Source organism: Enterococcus sp. AZ103 (genome assembly GCF_051714685.1).
GTDB lineage: Bacteria > Bacillota > Bacilli > Lactobacillales > Enterococcaceae > Enterococcus_A > Enterococcus_A alishanensis.
In genome coordinates, this window is record NZ_JBIOSI010000001.1 from 472,618 (window position 1) to 492,413 (window position 19,796).

General features: G+C 36.9%; 19 protein-coding genes. 2 read left to right on the plus strand and 17 right to left on the minus strand.

The features are described 5' to 3' along the window. Window position 1 precedes the first annotated feature (1 nt). From ID741_RS02360 to ID741_RS02425, 14 genes are all read right to left on the minus strand, one after another. Window positions 2–2,617, minus strand: a complete 2,616-nt coding sequence (locus tag ID741_RS02360) for an AAA family ATPase (protein ID WP_438718931.1) — start codon at window positions 2,615–2,617, stop codon at window positions 2–4. Continuing rightward, window positions 2,607–3,782: a metallophosphoesterase family protein gene (locus ID741_RS02365; RefSeq protein ID WP_438718932.1), complete on the minus strand. Its 1,176-nt coding sequence runs from the start codon at window positions 3,780–3,782 to the stop codon at window positions 2,607–2,609. Before ID741_RS02365 ends, ID741_RS02360 begins: the two co-directional genes overlap by 11 nt. Before the next feature lie 81 nt (window positions 3,783–3,863). Continuing rightward, window positions 3,864–4,991 (minus strand): serine hydrolase domain-containing protein, encoded by a 1,128-nt coding sequence (locus ID741_RS02370; RefSeq protein WP_438718933.1) that lies wholly within the window; start codon window positions 4,989–4,991, stop codon window positions 3,864–3,866. Between the two features lie 124 nt (window positions 4,992–5,115). After that, entirely contained in the window at window positions 5,116–6,342 is a 1,227-nt protein-coding gene (locus ID741_RS02375; protein ID WP_438718935.1) for a zinc-binding dehydrogenase, read from the minus strand. A gap of 19 nt (window positions 6,343–6,361) precedes the next feature. Next, window positions 6,362–7,225 (minus strand): mannose/fructose/sorbose PTS transporter subunit IID, encoded by an 864-nt coding sequence (locus tag ID741_RS02380; RefSeq protein ID WP_438718936.1) that lies wholly within the window; start codon window positions 7,223–7,225, stop codon window positions 6,362–6,364. A gap of 12 nt (window positions 7,226–7,237) precedes the next feature. Further along, entirely contained in the window at window positions 7,238–8,050 is an 813-nt protein-coding gene (locus ID741_RS02385; protein ID WP_438718937.1) for a PTS mannose/fructose/sorbose transporter subunit IIC, read from the minus strand. Between the two features lie 18 nt (window positions 8,051–8,068). After that, window positions 8,069–8,557 (minus strand): mannose/fructose/sorbose PTS transporter subunit IIB, encoded by a 489-nt coding sequence (locus tag ID741_RS02390; RefSeq protein ID WP_218327548.1) that lies wholly within the window; start codon window positions 8,555–8,557, stop codon window positions 8,069–8,071. A gap of 2 nt (window positions 8,558–8,559) precedes the next feature. Then, entirely contained in the window at window positions 8,560–8,973 is a 414-nt protein-coding gene (locus ID741_RS02395) for a PTS sugar transporter subunit IIA (RefSeq protein ID WP_438718938.1), read from the minus strand. Between the two features lie 11 nt (window positions 8,974–8,984). Then, the gene (locus ID741_RS02400) at window positions 8,985–9,785 is read right to left on the minus strand and encodes an SDR family oxidoreductase (RefSeq protein ID WP_218327550.1); all 801 of its coding nucleotides are present in this window, start codon (window positions 9,783–9,785) and stop codon (window positions 8,985–8,987) included. Window positions 9,786–9,947: 162 nt separating this feature from the next. Next, the gene (locus tag ID741_RS02405; protein WP_438718939.1) at window positions 9,948–10,895 is read right to left on the minus strand and encodes a sugar-binding transcriptional regulator; all 948 of its coding nucleotides are present in this window, start codon (window positions 10,893–10,895) and stop codon (window positions 9,948–9,950) included. Between the two features lie 104 nt (window positions 10,896–10,999). Then, on the minus strand, window positions 11,000–11,407 hold the full coding sequence (locus ID741_RS02410) for a hypothetical protein (RefSeq protein WP_438718940.1): 408 nt from the start codon (window positions 11,405–11,407) through the stop codon (window positions 11,000–11,002). After that, a complete protein-coding gene (locus ID741_RS02415) occupies window positions 11,404–11,844 on the minus strand; it encodes a LytTR family DNA-binding domain-containing protein (RefSeq protein WP_438718941.1) in 441 nt (146 codons plus the stop codon). The genes ID741_RS02410 and ID741_RS02415 overlap by 4 nt, the downstream gene beginning before the upstream one ends. A gap of 140 nt (window positions 11,845–11,984) precedes the next feature. After that, complete coding sequence (locus ID741_RS02420) at window positions 11,985–12,326, minus strand: YlbF family regulator (RefSeq protein ID WP_438718942.1); 342 nt, start codon at window positions 12,324–12,326, stop codon at window positions 11,985–11,987. 63 nt (window positions 12,327–12,389) lie between these two features. After that, window positions 12,390–14,570, minus strand: a complete 2,181-nt coding sequence (locus ID741_RS02425) for a PBP1A family penicillin-binding protein (RefSeq protein ID WP_438718943.1) — start codon at window positions 14,568–14,570, stop codon at window positions 12,390–12,392. 183 nt (window positions 14,571–14,753) lie between these two features. Here ID741_RS02425 and ID741_RS02430 point away from each other — a divergent pair, with 183 nt between their 5' ends. Together ID741_RS02430 and ID741_RS02435 are read left to right on the plus strand one after the other, a co-directional pair. After that, on the plus strand, window positions 14,754–15,620 hold the full coding sequence (locus ID741_RS02430) for an RluA family pseudouridine synthase (RefSeq protein ID WP_438718944.1): 867 nt from the start codon (window positions 14,754–14,756) through the stop codon (window positions 15,618–15,620). Further along, the gene (locus ID741_RS02435; protein WP_438718945.1) at window positions 15,617–16,435 is read left to right on the plus strand and encodes a PrsW family glutamic-type intramembrane protease; all 819 of its coding nucleotides are present in this window, start codon (window positions 15,617–15,619) and stop codon (window positions 16,433–16,435) included. Before ID741_RS02430 ends, ID741_RS02435 begins: the two co-directional genes overlap by 4 nt. Window positions 16,436–16,664: 229 nt before the next feature. Here the strand turns inward: ID741_RS02435 and ID741_RS02440 are convergent, their stop codons facing one another. From ID741_RS02440 to ID741_RS02450, 3 genes are all read right to left on the minus strand, one after another. Next, entirely contained in the window at window positions 16,665–17,138 is a 474-nt protein-coding gene (locus ID741_RS02440) for an S-ribosylhomocysteine lyase (RefSeq protein WP_218327558.1), read from the minus strand. A gap of 104 nt (window positions 17,139–17,242) precedes the next feature. After that, a complete protein-coding gene (xylB, locus tag ID741_RS02445) occupies window positions 17,243–18,739 on the minus strand; it encodes a xylulokinase (RefSeq protein WP_438718946.1) in 1,497 nt (498 codons plus the stop codon). Window positions 18,740–18,753: 14 nt separating this feature from the next. Beyond that, window positions 18,754–19,791 (minus strand): aldose epimerase family protein, encoded by a 1,038-nt coding sequence (locus ID741_RS02450; RefSeq protein WP_438718947.1) that lies wholly within the window; start codon window positions 19,789–19,791, stop codon window positions 18,754–18,756. Window positions 19,792–19,796: the final 5 nt, after the last annotated feature.

Here is a 19,796-nt window from a genome sequence, read left to right on the forward strand (position 1 = left end):
GTCATGCTCCCTTCAATTCCCAAACTGTCTGATGGAGTTCTTGATAATAGCTTACCATTTCTTGATCAGATGACAAACAGATCACTTGATATTTTTGACTAAATTTTGCTAAAAGTTCGGCTAATTGTCGTTTTCTTTGGTGATCATAATGTAACCAGCCGTCATCAATTATAATTGGCCCCACTGGATCTGCTGATTCGACTGCCAAATAAGCAAAACGAAAAGCCATAATAAGCTGATCTTTAGTACCTGTCGACAATTGATAAACTGAACGTTGATTGACTGTCAATGTTCCCTCATAAAAATCTAAACAGGCTTTTTTACCAGTTAAAATTTGGAAGTATTCCGCTGCTTTAGTAACTAACTCCGGTAACTGCTGTTGAGATAACTCTGTCGCGATATCTTGCAGCAACTGTCCTTCAATTTTTGCTATCGCATATTCTTTTAACAAGTCGCTGATAACTGCTTGTTGCTGACTTTGTTGCTGGTACAACTGATCCAGCGTACCATCCTTTTGCATCTGTTGAATTTCAATTCTCAAGCGTTGTTCTTTTTCTTGGGCTTGTTGCAACTTCAACTGAGTTTCCTCTAACTGTCGTTGTACAGCTATCATTTGTTGATTTATTTGTGTCAACTCCACTGTTTCTGGAAACAATGGCGCTACTGTCTGACTTAAATCTTGTAAACGTTGTTGCTGCTGCATAATTTTTTGTTGCTGCGCCAAATAATCATTAATCTCAGCTGGATAGCTTAACCCGCTACTCTTTAACAATTGCTGGTGCTGATTTAACAACAATTGTTGCTCTTTTTGATTTTGATGAATCCGTTGCTGTAAGACTGCATTTTCTTGATACGTTTCCGCAAAGCGAATTTGTTCCATTTCTTGCGCAAAATCATTCAATTGTTGAAATTGGGCCACTATTGGTTTATCTTGCAGCGGTAACCACTCTGTCAGAAATTGAAATTGTGCAGTTAGCTGTACCAGCTGCTGATTAATTTCTTGATTGCGTTTTTTTAAGTTGGTTTGCTTTTGTCGTTGACTTAAAAATTGCAGCGCTTTTTGATTACTGGCTAATAAACGAACTTCTTCCAATTCTGTTGAAAGATTTCGCCGCTTTAATTCCTGCTGAGCATTTGCTGCTAAATTACTCTGTTGTTCAGCTAAAATAGCGACTTGCTTTTTCACAGTCATTAGCTGTTCATTGATTAAATCCAATTGATTTAAGCGATCTTGCCAAGTTTCTTTATTCCCACTAGCGACTTTCGGCTTAATTGCAAAAATAATGGCAACTAGTGCCATTGCAATAAACACAAAGCGAACAGGAGACGGTAAAAATACCGCGGCTAGCACACTCACACCAGCTAACAAAAATCCCCATGGTTGTTTTTTCTTAGGTTTAAAGACTTCAGGATGTTTTTTCTCGTAAGCATTTAGCTGCTCTTCCGCTGTTTGTTGCTGTTCTGTCAGTAAATTTAGCCGAATTTGATATTCTTGTAATTCTTGATTCACCGCTTTTACTGGTTTTAAGAAGTTTAATACGGCTGTGTCATTTTCAAAAGGTTCTGGCAGATTTGTCTGCCAGAAAGGATCGGTTGTTTCTCGCAGCTGTTGCTGATTATGACTTTGTTCATCCATCAGACGATTAACTGGCAGTTGTTGCGCCAATAATTCTTTGATTTTTGTCTCATTTTCTAAATAAAAATAATAGCGAGCTGACGCTTGATTACCACTGAATTTTTGCAAAGCTTGATGGAGTTGTTCTTGCTCTTTCATTAATTGCTGGTAGGTTTGATAATACTCCTGCAAAGCCGTCTGTTCAGCTGGAGTGCTAGTCAAAGAAAGATCTGTTTGTTGCAATTGACGTAATTCTTGATAATTATCAAAGTTCAGTCTTTGTTGCTCAAGTGTTACTTGTTTTTTTCGCAACTCCTGGTCAGTGGTTGATAAATGCGTTACTTGTTTTTTAGCTTCATCAGCCGCGACTACCAACTCTTGGAAATTTTTTTCCTGTTGCTCTTTTTGTTGGATCTTTTCTGTTAGTTGTTCCAGTTTTTCCAAGGCAAGATTTAATGGTAATTTGCGTCCTCTTGGTCGATAAAGGGTTTCGGCTTGTTGCTGTAACTGATTTTTTTGAGTGAACAATTGATTGCTACCTGATAATCCTAGAGAAATCAGCGCATCATGCAATTTATTTTCTTGCAGCTGCTCTAATTGTTGCAACTGTTCCTGTTGAAAAGTAAATACATCTTGAAATAAGTTGATGTTTAAAGGATACAACAGTTGCACTAAACGCCCCTCATCTCCGACTGTTCCATCAGCAAAACGTAATTGTGCTTTGCCTTTATTTTTATTTTTAAAACGTTCAATTTGGATTTCTCCTAAAGTGCTATGGACAATCGTCAGCTTACCACCAAAACCACTTCCGTCAGTAGGTGAATAATCAGCACCTTTTTTCTTCTTTGTTGGAAAACCAAAAAGCATTGCTTGAATAAATTGATATAATGTGGATTTTCCTGCTTCATTTAAACCAAAAACCAGCTGATTATTCGCTTCAAAGAGAAATTTCTGCTGTTTTAATTTACCAAAACTAGTAATTTCCGCTTTTTTAATCCACATCTTTTTCCCTCCTGAAGCGATAGGCCTGCTTGATTTTTTCTTGAACATTTTGTAACACTTCTGTTTGGAAATCAGCTGTCAAAAGTCCCTGTAATTTAGGATTAACTTCCGCTAACTGTTCTGTAAAAACTGCCTCCGACTGATAAGTTGTTAACAATTGATCCACTAAGCACTCATCGACTGCCAAATAATGTCGCTCATTTGTCGTGGAGGTGAATGCAACCTCAGTCACAAAAATTTCTGCCGGTAAAGAAGTGTTTAAGGTTTCCAATAATTCGCCAGAGGCTAATTGATATTGAATTTCTTCTGCCAGTGTCGGATTATCGGTTAATTTAAGTTGAATTAGGGTCGGTTGCGTCATCGCTATTTGACTCACTAAATAAGGTAATAATTGATTACTACGACGAATTTCTTTTAAGGAAATAGTCAGTTCCTGCCACACAACAGGTGCGACTGGTACTTTTTGTAACTTGATTTTTCCTGCCAGCTCCTCAACTAACAATACACCTGCTAGATTTTTCTCTTTTTTAGTATGACCTAATGGTGTTCCCGAATAATAAGCTGGAGGCATTTCAGAAACCATTTGTGGTACATGAATATGGCCCAGTGCCCAATAATCATAACCTTTTTCCGCTAGCTTTGAGGTAGTAAAAGGCGCATAAGGAAATTGACCTCCATGATACATACCGATATGAAAGTTACTTGTTTTTCTAGGAAACTGATCAATTTTTTCAGCTTCAATGATGGGACCTTCAAAACTAAAACTGCTAATTGCAATTTCTTGTCCGTTTTTTAATTGTAGTTTTTTAGTGGCTACTGTTTCATCAGTAAACAGCTGCATATTTTCAGGGAAATCAAACCAATACCGTTGACTTTGATAATAATCGTGATTACCAAAGTTCATCACCACTGGAATATTTTTTTCCGCTAAACAATTCATTTGAGCAAAAAAATGTTGTTGTGTTTTCAGAGTAGGACGGTGTTGATGAAAAGTATCCCCCGCCAATAAAACAAAATCCACGTCCTCAGCAATCGCCAAGTCGACGATATTTTCCAACATTTTTTGATTTGCTTCCATTAAATAAGGTTGAAAGGCATTTTTTACATTGGTTAACCCTTCAAATGAACGGTCTAAATGCAAATCTGCCCCGTGTAAAAATTTCATCCTATCCTCCCCAATCTGATTTATTTTACCACAAAAAACGAAAACTTGTTCGTATTTTTATTGAGAAAAAAACCGCTAAATTTAGCGGTTTTCTGACAATAATTCGAATAAATGATTGTTTACAGCACCTAGATCCGTTTGGTTAGTATTTCCCAACAGCACAACATAAATTTTCCCATCTCGACTGATACTATTCATCGTATTGAATCCACCGATAACCCCATGAGATGTATATTTTGTCGGTTCAGCATAAAATCCTGCTCCGTAAGTGGAGCTGCTGCCAGAAGTTAACATCTCCGTACGTTCTTTTTCATCGATTAAAGTTCCCTTCATCAAAGCTTGATCGAATAAATATAAATCTGTCGCCGTCATAAACATATCCCCTGCACCAAATAATTGACTCATATCTGGCATAACTTGTTGATCATACTGACCATCTTTTACCCGATAGGAAGTTACAGGTGCCGGTAAATCTCTTGGTGCTTCACCAAAACCAGCATGTTGCATCTTGGCTTTGTCAAAAATATGTTCTTGAATATATGTTTTTAAATCCATCTGACTAACAACTTGTACAATATAGCCTACCAAAGCATAATTACTATCTGTATACGACCAATTTCCTGGTTCTTCTTTAATTCCTTTGGCTGCAATTTCTGACACAACTTGTTGTGGAGTAACTGCTAGACTGCCTTCAGAACGACCATTAATACCACTAGTGTGATTCAACAAATTTTTTAAGGTAATTTTGTCTCCATTCGGAAAATCAGGAATATATTTTCCAATCGGATCAGTAATTTTTAATTTGCCTGCTTCTTCTAACTGTAATAAGGCCGTAGCCACAATAGCCTTTTGCGCAGAACCAATATAATAACCGTCTGCCACTGTATTTTCTTCTCTTGTTTCACGATTGGCTAAATCAAAACTTTTACTCAACAAGACTTGATTATTTTTCACAACCAAAACGGTGCCAGAAAAATGTTGTTGCGTCAAATAATCACTTAATTCTGGTGCTTTATCTACTGCTGCAATCGTATTGTCTTTTTCTTTTTTTTCAACCACTTCAGACTTAGGTACACTCTTCTTCTCTTCCGTCTGCTCAGTTTTCGCTAAGGTGACTTCCTTTTTGGGATGATATGCAAAAAACATCCCCGCTAAAAGAATCATCCCTAACAAAGTCAATGTCGTCAAAAAAATTTTTATCCCACGCATAATCTAGCCTCTTTATACTATTTTCCTTATCCTATCACAAGAAAAATTTTTAACAGCCCAAAAACCATCGAAGTGACGAAAATGTTCGTTAAAAAACGCCCTTACCGTAGTAAGAGCGTTCACTTTAAATTTCTGGATAATTTGCTAGTACATATTCTTCTGCCGCTTTACTCCAGATACCATCGGTTTGACTTAAGATTTCTGCCAATGGACTATTTTCTGGTAATTCTGCCAGATTAGTTAAATCAGCTTTTTTGTGGGTATAAACTAATTTTTTTCCACCACCGATAGCTGGTTGATCTAATGTAGTTTCTGCCACTGCATTTAAACCTAAGATATGAGTCACTACATTGGCAACTTTTACTTGTTTATTTTCAATCAAAGCCACCGCTTTTCGCATGTCTTCTGTATTTCCACCAGATGTACCGACAAAATGCGTTGCTGAATAATGAACATCATAAAAGTTCACCGTTGCAGTAAATTCTTTATCCTGTGGTCCGGCAAAAAAGTTTAAACAGCCGTCAGGATTCAATGCTTTAGTCGCTTCCGTCAACACTTCTCCGATAGGTATCATCACAAAAATATCATCAAAGCCGCCGCCAACAATTTCTGATAATTTTTCTGCTTGATTAGGTAAATCTTTTACATTTACATAACTAACTTCAATACCATTTTGACTAGGATACAATTTAGCTGCACGATTTAATTTATCGTCATGTTGATCAGTCACTACAATTTTTTTAGGTTTGACTGGTCCATTTAGTGCATAATCAATCGCCAATAATCCCATTGGACCGGTTCCACCCATAATTAACAAATTTCCATCGGGTTTGATTCCCATGTGGTGTTCATAGCTACTATTTTTAGTATGATAATTTGCTTCAAAAGCACCGATTACGCAAGACAACGGTTCGATTAATGACCCTTCAAAATAAGTTTCTCCATTATATGGAATTAAACAATCCTGATTCATCACATCTTCTGAAATAACAATATACGTCGCATCACCACCCGTATAAGGATAAGAATAACCAGGACAATCTGGTCGATCTGGCAGTTGTAAATTTGCCTGAACAACGTAACGTTCACCTTTTTTATATTTGTGAGACCATTTACCCCCAACTTCTAGAATTTCCCCACAAAATTCATGTCCAATAATAATGGGGTTTTCAGCCAAATCGTTCGGTGATTTTTTATGATCTGCTCCTTGATTGGCCAGTTTCCAAGTGGACATACAAATACTGTCTGTCACAACTGAAGCTAAAATCTCATTTTCTTTAATTTCAGGTAATTCAAATTCTTCTAAACGCAAGTCCTTTTTTCCATATAAGCGAACTGCTTTTGTTTTCATGACTAAATCCCCCATTTTTTTATGCTAAAATACCTAACCAGTAACCAATAATCCCGACAGCAAATAATGTAAAAATCAAAACAATCGGACTGACTTTTTTCTTTAATAAATACATCATTAACAAAGTTAAACCTAATGCCGGCAAACCTGGCACCAAATCATCTAAAACATTTTGAACAGTTGTGATTACCGTATTGCCATCGGTACCTGGTGTTCGAGAAACCACCAATGGAATATTAATTGTTGTCCATTTAGTTACCAAGACACCCATAATAAATAGTCCTAAAATAGTTGCACCCTCGGTTAATTTTTGTAATAAATTTCCCGATAAATCTTTAACAATGTCCATTCCTTTGCTGAAACCATAAGTTAAACCAAACCATTTCATCGATAATCGAACAGCGTTAAAGGCCACGAAGAATAAAATTGGTCCCATAATATTTCCGCTTAAGGCTAACGAAGCACCCAATGCTGCTGTAATCGGCCGTAAAGTTCCCCACACAAGTGGATCGCCTACCCCTGCTAAAGGCCCCATCAAACCAACTTTCAAACTATTAATGGTACCCGCATCAATATCTGCCCCAGTTGCTTTGGCTTCTTCCATCGCCATCGTCACACCAATTACTGGTCCACAGACAGCTGGTGTCGTATTAAAGAAGGTCATGTGTCGCTGCAAAGCTTCAGCCTGCTCTTCTTTCGTGTGATAAACTCGTTTGATTGTCGGAATCATATCAACACAAAAAGCTAATGCATGAATTCGTTCGTAGTTAAAAGAAGCTTGTTGGAAGTTTGAAAAAACAAAAGTTGTCATTAAATCTTTTTTAGTTAATTGTGATTGCGAATAAATATTTTTTTTAGTTTTTACTGTTTCGGTTATCTCCATTTGATCTTCCTCCTAGTCTTCTAACTCATCGTCAGCTAATTCGCCTGCGACAACGGCTGCTACGTAATTTCCTTGTACTTCATTTTTCTTGAAGTTAGGATTTAATTGAATGTAAATCAAAGCTGTAATTAATCCGACAACCCCAAATGCCAACAAACTAAAATCAAGATAACCAGCTAAAACGAAACCTAGATAGAAGAATGGCATCAAATAAGCAACGCTCATCATATTTAAGACCATCGCGTAACCTACCACTACGATAAAGCCACCGGCAACGGCCAAACCACCAGTAATAACATCTGGAATCATATCTAACATTTTAGTCACCATCTGCGCATTAACGAAGGTCGCCACGATAGTAGCTGGAATTGCAACCCGTAACGCTTGTACAAATAAGGCGCTAAAGTGTATGAAAATAATTTTATTAAAATTGGCTTTTTCAGCTTCTTTGTCTGCTGCGTGTTGGAATGCAACTGTGATAGTGCGGGCAATTACCGTCAAGACTTGACCAGCTGCTGCGACCGGTAAAGCAATCGCAATGCCGGATTGAATATCTTGCTGCCCTACTACTACTAAAATCGTTGAAATGACACTAGCCAGCGCAGAATCGGGTGATTGAGCTGCTCCGATATTCATCCAACCTAGCGCAATTAATTCCAGCGTACCGCCTAAAATAATACCTGTTTGAACATCCCCTAAAATTAAACCAACTATCGTACAAGCAATCAGTGGGCGATGTGTCTGAAATTCATCTAGCACACTGCCCATTCCGCAGATACATGAAAAAATAAAAATAAGTACAATTTGTAGAGTTGATATTTCCATTTACACTTCCTCCTCTGATTAAAGCCCCGCTTCTTTTAATTTCCCTTCAAAATCTCCTTTTGGATCAGTTGCCACCACTCGTAAATCTAGTTCAACACCCATCTCTGCTAATTTTCTAAAGGCTGCCACTTCTGTTTCATCCACTGAAACAGCTTTTGTAACTTGTGTTCTACCTGTTTTAAATTGCATTCCGCCGATATTAATTGATTGAATTGGAATTCCCGCTTCAATCATAGTTACCACTTCCATTGGATTGGTAAATAAATAGAAAACCGTCTCGTCAGCATATTTAGCATTGTTGTATACTTTTACCGCTTTTTCCGGATCGACAATGTTCACCTTAATTCCCGGTGGTGCTGCTTGTTTCACTAAGGTTTTACGAATATCATCTTCACTAACCTCCTGGCTGACTACAATAATGCGACCAGCTCCCGCTTCTTTTGCCCAAACAGTGGCAACTTGCCCGTGGATCAGGCGATCATCAATTCTTGATAGTTTAATTTTCATTTTTAAAAATCCTCCTCATCTTCGATTACTTGTTGACTAAAAGCTTGAACTGTTTGACTAGGAATAGTCGTCAGGTGAGTAACAATTTCTGATAACTGACTATTTTCCAGCATACTAGCTGCTTCTAAAACTAAAGGTAATGACATTCCAGATACAATTTCAATTTTTTGATCGGGCTGTTCTAACACTAATCCACAACTGGCGTTATACGGTGTCCCACAAAATAAATCACATAGAATTAAATAATTGGCTGCGTCCGTCATTGATTCTTTAATTTTTTCCTGTAAGGTCTGTAAACCATCGCCATTTAGAAACTCGACTGTCTGAAAATCTTTTAATTCACCAAAAATCATTTCGGCTGAATTTTTCATTTCATGTGCCAATTTTCCGTGGGCAACTAAAATGACTTTATTCATAATTAAACTCCTTATCCTCTGGTTTTTCCTCCAGCTACATTGACGGTCACTCCAGCGATGTAACTTGAACGATTGGACATAAAGTAAGCAACTAAATCAGCAACTTCAGATAATTTTCCATCTCGTCCTAAAGGAATTGTTTTGGTATTGGTATAGCCTGCTCGTAATTCTTCTACTGTAATACTTCTGGTGTAGGCTAAGGCCGTCTCATAATCAATGGTTCTTAAACCTGTTTCTTCCATAATGCCAGGAGCAATTCCGACTACTCGTACACCTTTTTTTCCTAATTCTTTCGCCCATGACCGTGTCAAACTATTTACTGCCGCTTTGGTTGAAGCATACACACTTTGACCTTCAGAACCCTCCAGACCAGATTCAGAAGACATATTGATAATCACGCCATCACCTTGTTTCACTAAAACCTTACCGACCGCTTGTGCCATTAAATAAACACCCTTTAAATTAATATCAACCATCTTGCTAAAAATACGTTCATTCACTTGAAACTTACCATCGTCTGTTAATTTTTCATCTACCAAAAGTGCTGGAATATTTACGCCTGCATTGTTAACTAAGGCATCAATTCTTCCAAATTTTTCCACGGCTAGATCAACTGTTTGATTGACTGAATCAGCTAGAGTCACATCCGTTTGGCTAAATAATAAATTTTCATGGCTAAACTTGCCTGCTTGAATATCGGCATTTACCACGTTAACCCCTAACTCGCATAATTCTTCGACAATCGATGCACCAATTCCTGAAGAACCACCTGTCACAATCGCTGTTTTTCCACTAATTTCTAACCAATCCATTTTTTCGCCCACCTTTTTAACATTTGTGATTTCGTTTTAACATTTGTTATAAGTTAGTTTAATCCCTTATGTAATCGTTGTCAATAACTATTTTCACTTTTTTTATTCTTAAATCACAAATGTGCAGATTTAAGCAAAAAAAATAAGCGGTTTTTAAACCACTCATCTCTTTAAAACTTCTTTGGCTGTTTCTTCGGTAGTCACTAATACATTAATGTAGCCACCCTTTAAAGCTGCAGCGATAGAATCGGCTTTTTCCACTGATTCAGCAACACCAATCCGATAGGCAGCACGTTTTAAATCTGTGCCATCAATGCCAATCAGACGCTCATCCAATTCATTTTCAATATGTTCACCAGTAATATTATAAAACCGAGATACTACATCACCAATAACTTTTTTTCCTTCCAAATAAGCTAGCACATCTTCGCCATAAAATTGTTTCCAACTTTCGCTAGCTTTTAAACTAGGTGAGCCAATTCCTAAAATAGCAATATCAATTCTGCGCCAATAGGTAATTAACTCTTGATTAAACTCATTTTCCATCAACGCTTTTTTTAGTGAGACCGTCTCAGGAAAAGCTGGCGAATCAATTAGTAATGCGCGTCCATTTAATTTTTTTGAGGCTTCATAAGTGATAGTGTTAACGTGAAAATCACTACTTAATCTGCCAGAGGGCCCACCAATCATAGGTACACATAAAATATTTGAAGCATGATGATCCGTCAACCCCGAAGGAATGGCAGACATGGTCTCGCCCCACGAAAACCCGATAATCATATCATCAGCAATAATTTCCTTCAAATAGGAATCCAAACCGTCAGCCAATAAAAGATCTTTTTGTCCGCGGCTTAAGTCGTTCGCCGCTGGTACAATGATCGCTTTTCTTAATCCAAATTTCTCTTGTAACTCTTTTTCAATGTGATAGGAACCAGCCTTATCATAGTTGATGGAGATATTCACGATTCCTTCATTTCTCGATCGTTTTAATAAACGGCTAATGGTACTACGGTGAATATTTAGTTCTTTAGAAATTTGATTTTGATTTTTATCTTCTTGGTAATACATTTCGGCAATTCTAACCAATAATTTATCTTCTTCCGTACTCAAAACGACATCCCACCTTTTCACGTTTGTGCATAATTGTAACTAATGTGATTATACCTTTTTATTGCACAATTGTGAAGTTGTTCGAACTGCCAAGCCTTTTTTTATCATTTAGTTAACTGATTCAATTCTTCCACTATCTTTTTATTTTGAAATTTACGGTAAAAATAAAAACCAATTACGTGTAAAACTAGACTAATCAATAAAAATAATCCCCAAAATGGCAAGATAATTTGAAACATTTCCACTGAGAATAGATAAACTGCTAAATAACCAGCAGCAAAATTTATCAAAGTTGTAATCACAATATTCACCGGTGCCGACCATGTCCCAAAATTCCAAAGATAAGGATAAATTACGCCAAAAACACCACCGATAATTATTGCGATAACAATAATATGCCAAAAATAAGAAAATTGTACTCGTGGATTGCCAAAGCCGAGATTGATGATGATTAATAACCATACCGTAGTTAAAAACGCTGCTTGCATAAACTGATTTTTTAAATTTTTCATTGTAATGCCTCCTTGATTTGTTTTGCGTAATGACGACTGACTGAAAAAGTTTGTCCATTTTTAGTAAATACTTCTAGCCTGGCATACTGACCATTTTTGAAACTAGTCACTTGCGCCAAATTTAAAATGACTGAGTTATTAATCCGAAAAAGTTGAACTGCTTGTAAATCAGTAAAATCTTTCAAACGACCTTTCAAATAAAACACTTGATCATCATTTGTATAAACTTTTGATAACTGGTCCATCGCTTCAATCATAAAGATCGTTTGAGAATCTATTTTAAAGCGTCGTTCATTTACTGGTTGAATGACTTCTAATTCAACCGTTTTTGTAAACAATGACTGAAGTTTGTTGGTCAACTTTTCATTGACTGGATGTAGTGTTACTCCCAGTTCTTCTTTTGGATAGTTTTTATCCCACAACCAATTAATTTTCATCTTGCTCCCCCTCTGTATTGATAATTTAGCATTAAACTAAACCAGAAGCTTCTGTTTTTTAGTTTGTTGCAAAAGATGCTTCCTTTGTTGCAACAAAAAAAGACTAGAACAAAAATGTCCTAGTCTTACAAAAGTTTTGCTTAGCCTTGGTAAAGATCACGAATCGGTGTCATAATGATGCGATTTAAGTCGTTGATAATTACGCTGAATGCTTGTTCTTTTTCCATCAAGCTGTTGATTAATGCTTCTTGTTGGACTTTCATTGCGATTTCTTGCGCTTTGTCTGCATCTTCATCAGTGAAAGCTTCACCATTCATTTGTTTTTCTTGTAAAATTTGTTGCATTTCTTGGAATTCTTTGAATAAAGCGAAAGCTGCTTCGTCTGCTTGTAATGTTGCAAAAGCTGCTTCTAATGCTTTAAATTCGTCTAATTCTCGTAATTCTTGTTCTAATCCATTTGCTGAATCATAAATGTTTGCCATGCTTATATCCACCTTTTCTTAAAGAAATTTACACTTGATTGTAACATGAAACTGCTTTATCGGCTAATTTCCTTGTATCCTTTGCCAAAAATTATTGATTCCTTGACGAGCCTTGTCGACAGCCGAATCAATCCCTTCACTAGCTTTATCGCCGAATTCTTTTATTTTGTTTTCCCAATCAGTCGTTCCACCATCAGTAGTATTTGGATCAACGGCTTGTTCATTGACTTCATCAGGTGTCATTACTTCACCGCCAGTCACGTATGCATCTGCTACTTCAAAATTGGCTGTCTCGACATGAGGTAAGATGCCTTCTGCTTCTGATTTGAAAATTTGACCGACTTGTTGTCCACTTGTACCGGTTAAGTAATGGGATTCACTAACATTTTCATAGCCTAACCAAGTCGAAATCACCACATTCGGTGTATAACCGACAATCCATTGGTCGTTAACTTTAGTGGCATCAAAGTTTGTTTCTGTCGTACCCGTTTTTCCTGCCACAGTATAACCATACGGTGCAGCCTCTACGCCGGTTCCGTTACTAAAGACACCCAACAACATACTGGTCATTTCATTAGCTACTTTTTTCGACACCACTTGTTCGTATTTCGGTTTCGTATTATCAACAATCACTGCGCCGGTCGAATCAATAATTTTAGTAATTAAATAAGGATCATACATTTTTCCTTCATTCGCAAAAGCACCATAAGCTCGAGCCATTTCAAGGGGCGAAGCACCAGTTTTTAATCCACCTAAAGCCAAGCCATAATATTTATCGGAATCATCTAAATCAATCCCAAATTCTTCAACTTTATTAAAGCCCTTCTCAATCCCCATTTCATGCAGCAACCAAACGGCTGGAATATTCAAACTTTGAGCTACCGCTTGATACATAGCGGCTTCCCCAGAATAGGTGCCATCATAATTTTTCACATCATAATAATCTAATGGTGAGTCTTGTAAAGTACTGCTAGGAGTATAACCAGATTCTAAAGCTGGCGCATAAACACTCAGTGGTTTCAAAGTTGAACCTGGTGAACGGCGCATTTGAGTAGCAAAGTTAAATTCTCTAAAGACGTGCTCGCCACGACGACCAACTAATGCTTGAACGCCTCCGTTTTGCGGATTTAAGGCAACTGAAGCGGATTGTGGTGCAACACCATCAGCAGCAGCGGCAGGAAAGTTATAATCATTATCATAAGTACTTTCCATTTGTTTTTGATAATCTTGATCCAACGCAGTATAAACTTGATAACCGTTGTTTAATAATGCTTTTTCGCTAATGCCATATCGATCAACGGCTTCATTAATAACCGCATCAAAATAAGATGGGTAAGTATATCCGGCCTCTTCAGATGAATAAGTATCATTTAACAAACTACCTAAATCAACACTAGCTTGCTGAGTTTGTTCTTCGGCACTAATTTTGCCGTTTTCTGCCATTAAACTTAAGACCGTATTGCGGCGATTGGTGGCATTTTCTAAATTATCGATCGGATTGTAAATACTTGGTCCCTTCAACATCCCGGCAATTGTCGCGGATTCTCCCACAGTTAATTGACTAGCATCTACACCAAAATATTTGTGGGCTGCATCTTGGACACCCCAGACTCCGTTACCAAAATAAGAATTATTTAAATACATCGTCAGAATTTCATCTTTGCTGTATTTTTTTTCGATTTCCAGTGCCATGAATAATTCTTTGGCTTTTCGCTGAAAAGTTTGATCTTGACTGAGATAGGCATTCTTAGCCAACTGCTGCGTAATAGTGGAACCACCGCCAGTAATCCGACCACTAGTCACAATTCCTAAAGCCGCTCGGGCGATCCCTTTAATATCAAATCCATGATGCTCGTAAAATCTTCGGTCTTCAGTCGAAACCACCGCATTTTTTACTGAGTCAGATATTTGATCTGCTTCAACATAGGTTCCTTTTTGACCGTATAAAGTCCCCGCCTTTTGACTATCCTGATCATAAATCACCGTGGATTGTTTTAAGCTAGACTCCAAAGTTTCTACATCAACTGACTTAGCTAAAACAAAAAGGTAAATACTGGTAACTAATATCCCTACCAATGCTAAAAGCAGCAAGATTTTATTGATATAAAACTTTTTCCAAATTCGTTTGCGCCAATGGTGAAAAGTAATTAAATGTGGTTTCAACCAGCGCCAAAAAATCCCTATACCACGTCCGATAGCGCTAAAAAAAGCTTTTAGTTTGTCTAAAATCGTTTGAAAATCCATCAATCGATCTCCATTTCTATAAGTTCTATTCAAAAGTGTAGCATATTTATGTTTTGTTTGACCTGAGTCTTAAGACCGAGAGTCATAATGACACGATTTTACCACGAGAAAAGTAGAAAAAATTAATATTTTCCTTAAATAATCGTTAAATGATACAATATCCAAGATATGAGGTGAAATAAAATGGAATTTACCATGACATTAGCAGCAGATTTTAAAGCTATGACGGTCAAAGAATTATTGGAAGAAGAATGGCTGGTTCCTAGAAAAGTCCGTCATTTTATCCGAATTCGAAAAAGTATTTTAGTCAATGGACAACCAGTGCATTTCCAAGACCAAGTAAAAGCCCACGACCAAATTGATTTAGAAATTGCTGACAGCGATTATCCTGTCCGTAACATTTTATTAGGCGATGCCAAACTAGTGCAGCCTTTATATGAAAATCAACATTTCATCATTGTAAATAAACCTGCTGGTATGAAAACTCATCCTAATCAGCCAGCAGAACAAGATACTTTATTGAATCATTTAGCTGCTTATTTAGCGCCAGATTTCCAGCCCCATGTGGTCCATCGCTTAGATAAAGAAACTAGTGGCGCTATCTTATTTGCAAAAAATCAATTCGTACTACCAATTTTGGGGCGATTATTAGAAAGCAAACAAATTTATCGTCGCTACCAAGCGCTTGTTTGGGGAAACATCACCAATGATTTAACAATCAACCAAAAAATTGGGCGTGATCGTCACGACCGTCGGAAACGCCGAATTGATCAAAAAAATGGACAACCAGCCATTACCCACGTCACAGTCGCCCAACATTTAAAAAAACAAACTGCAATTTATTGCCAGTTAGAAACTGGTCGCACTCATCAAATTCGCGTGCATTTGGCTAGTATCGGGCATCCTTTAGTTGGGGATCCGCTATACAGTAAAGACGCCACTGGTCGTTTAATGTTACACGCCTGGCAACTTCATTTGACTCACCCTTTTACCCAAGAAAAAATTTCTGTTACGGCGAGACCAGGAATTTTCGCGGAGGAAAGCATATGAAAAATAAGCTAATTTTAGTTATCGCACTGTTCCTATTCGCCGTCGGTTTTGATTATGAATTATTAGGGTTAGCTGCCTTACCAATTAAGAATCAACAATATTTGATTTTGCTCATCTCCTTTTTATTAGTGGCACTTTTTTTAATTCCAGCGACTTATTTATTTTACCGGTTAGAAAAGAAATTTAAATTACCTTATTATTTTTTTCCACTAGCTCTTGTTTGTGGCTATTTCATGCCTGGTTGGTTGGCAGCTTACGGCAATCAAGCTGGTGTCGAAATTTTGCATCTGGTTTTTGGTAATGGAAAGTTTATTAAAGCTTGGCAAGATGCATTAACTGCACCGATAGTAGAAGAAAGTGTTAAATTTTTAGTGGTCTTTCTTTTATTGAAATTGTTAAAAGTTAGACGTTCGGCAGCTGTCTTTATTTTAGGTATGGCGGTCGGATTAGGCTTTCAGTTTTCAGAAGATGTCTCTTATTTAGTTAATCAAGCTAGTCAGGATTTTTCGCAAATTTTTGCCGTTGCCTTTTCACGCCTTTCTGGTGCCTTAGCTTCTCACTGGATTTATACCGGACTCGTCTCTTTAGGTGTATTCACTATCTATAGTAAAAATCGTCTGTTTAGTAAAAAATGGGGCTTTTTCTGGGTAATCGCAGCCGTATTGCTACACTTTGTTTGGGATACACCAATAAATGATTTCCAACTTGGTGAACTTTCTATCGTTGCTGACAGTTTAACCGCCTTTAGTTTATTTTTAATTTTTCAGATTATCTATCAACTTTGGCAACAAGAAAAAAGCAGTTTAATTGGTTGACAGAACTGGCACTTCCTATTATTATTTTTATTCTGTATGACAAATTAATAAAGTAATAAGGGAATGGTTTTACATGAAACAACGACTACTAGAAAAATGGCAAGAACGCAAATGGCTCTTACTTAGCACTGGTTCGATTGCCATCATTGATGTATTTTATGCTTACTTAACCCACTAAAATAAAACAGCTGTAACGAAACAGATTTTTCTGTCCCCGTTACAGCTGTTTTTAAATGACTTTTCGTTCAAAAGCATCCTCAGAAATACCTTCTGCTAAAACTTTTTTAGACCATTCTTTCGCCGAAAAGAGCGAATGATCGCGATAATTGCCACAACTTCTGATATCGACGCCTTGCACGTCATCCCAAGTCACTTTGTCGGCAATTTCAATCAAAGCTGCTTTAAATGCCAGCGCCACTTCTTGCGCAGTCGGTTCTCCCCAAGTAATTAGATGAAAGCCTGTCCGACAGCCAAACGGTGAACAATCGATCACACCTGATAATCTTTCCCGTAATAAATCTGCCAATAAATGTTCAATCGTATGAATCGCCGCTGTTGGTAATGCTGTTTCATTCGGTTGCGTCAATCGTAGGTCAAAATTAGAAATTTTATCTCCTTCTTTTCCTTGCGACACCGTAATCAGACGAACATAAGGTGCTTTAACTTTTGTATGATCCAAACCAAAACTTTCAACTTCTGCCATTTGCCGATACCTCCTCATCAATCTTTAATTTATAATTTCTCATGATTTAGAGATTCTTTCAAGTAATTTATTTTATGCATTCAACAAATAGTTATTTGATTCTTTTAGGTATTAAGATTTTGAAGCTCATGGCTCAATTCTTTTGTGGCATGATAAATTTTTTTATAAAGTACATAATACTTTTTATAAACATTGACTGTTTCAGTTGGAAAATAACTTGGACCATATTGAACAAAAGTTTGAATCATTTCATTAACTGAATTAAACCAGCCGCATCCCAAAGCTGCTAGCATTGCTGCACCTAGACCTGGTCCTTGTTCCGTTTGCAGGGTGATAATTTCTGTTTCAAAAATATCCGCTTGGATTTGTAGCCATACTTTATTTTTAGCACCACCACCAATTGAAACGATTTTTTTTAAACGTTTTTGTTGGATGCTTTCCATAATCATTTGACTATCTTTCAAAGAAAATGTTATCCCTTCAATAACGGCACGAACAAAGTGCTCCTGATGATGCCGATTATCTAATCCAATAAAACTTCCACGAATTTGACTATCCACATAAGGTGTTCTCTCTCCCATGATGTAGGGAGCAAACAATAACCCCTCAGATCCTGCTGGAACATTTTCAATTTCAGCTAAAAAATCAGTGAAGATTTCTTTTTTTGCAAAGTTTTGTTTAAACCAATTTAAACTTTGACCAGCTGCTAAAGTAACACCCATTGAATAGTAAGCGTTTGGTATAACATGATTAAAAAAATGTAATTTCCCTTGATAGTCGCGAATATTCTCGCCTTCAAATGTAAGGAATACACCCGATGTGCCGACACTCACTAGACCTTTATCTTCAGAATCTATCCCTGCACCAAGAGCTGCACAAGCGTTATCTGCTCCTCCTGCAACTATTTTAATCTTAGGAGACAATCCTAATTCTTTAGCTAAATCTTGACGAATTGTACCAATAATTTCTGTAGCATCTACAAGTTTAGGAAAAATATTTTTAGGTAACTCAAAAATATCTGCAATTTTCCAGTCCCATGTCTGATGAATCACGTCCAGTAGCAATGTACCTGCAGCATCAGAAAAATCGGTTTGAATATTGCCAGTCATCCAATAACCTAGATAATCTTTTGGTAGTAAAAAGGTTGCTACTTGTTCCCAAATATCTGGCTCGTGCTCTTTAACCCATAACATTTTAGGTAAGGTAAATCCTTCTAATGGGCGATTCTTAGTTTGTTCTAAAACAAGTTCCCCCGCATGCTCCATAATGTATTGACATTCCTTTGTTGTGCGAACATCATTCCATAAAATAGCAGGTCTTAGAATATTTTGTTTTTTGTCTAATAAAACTAAGCTATGCATTTGTCCTGAAAAACTAATTGCACTAATTTTATCCATGGCTTGCGGTTTTTCAGAAATAAGTTTTTGAATCACTGTTTTAGCTGCAGCAACCCATCCTAAAGGATTTTGTTCGCTATATCCAGCATGAGGATTACTCAAAGGATAATCTGCACTAGCTGAAACAATCATTTCTCCCTGTTGATTCACTAATAATCCTTTCAAGCTACTTGTTCCAAGATCTAAACCTAATACATATGTCAATGTGCTCTCCCCTATTATTTATTTGTATTTAAAAATTCAAACACAGTTTTGCTAGAATATGTTTTATTTGGTTCTAAAATTATTTTTGGATCAGCTTGATGAATAGCATCTGGCAGGTTTTGTGTTTCTAGGGTCACACCGCTGTGTTTAGACAGCCAACCATTCTCTGCTAAAAATATCTGATTCGGTAGCTTATTTCCCGTATAGACTACAATACTTTCTTCTGAAGTTGTTAATTTAATCATTATTCCCGTTTCTTCATTTTCTAAGATTGCCCCTTCAGGAGAATCAGTATTTATCAGGTAGGCTAAATCAATTCCTTGAGAACCAAGTGTCAATTGTTCATGCTCATCATTAAATGTCTCTTCAAGTCTTCCACCTTGCAACTGTAACCTTTGATTCCCTTCAACCGTGAGATTTAATAAATGACCTGTCGGTAATGTTCCTTGTTTAATTTCCTGAACTTTCTCTGCATTTATTTTTAAGCTGTGATTTTTGACAGATTCGGTTCTCGGATTAAGATTAAAATAGGTATGATTTGTCGGATTAAAAATTGTTTTTGCATCGGCTTTTGCTTGATATAAAATTTTAAAAGAATTGTTACAATCTAGTGAATAAGTCACTGAAAAATCAATTTTCCCAGGATAGCCTTTTGTTTGATGGTTAGTTAAGTAAAGAATCAACTGATCCCCCTGTTCATTTGTTGCTGTTTCTACTTGATAAAATTGTTTATGGTAACCACTAAAGCCACCATGCAAATGATTATCACCTTCGTTTTTTTCTAGTTGATAGCTAGTACCATCTAATTCGAAAGTGCCAGCTGCAATTCTGCCAGCTACAGGGCCTATGACCGCACCAAGAAATAAAGGATTTTCGTAATAATTTGAATAGTCAGCATAATTGAGTACACAATTAAACTTGTCGCCATTTTTATCAGGAACCTTAATACGTGTAATGACTGCACCATAGTTTAAAACAGAGATACTCATCCAGCCGTTGTCTAAGATGTATTCCACTAAATCGTCATTTATTTGTTTTTGAAAAATCGTCATTTTTA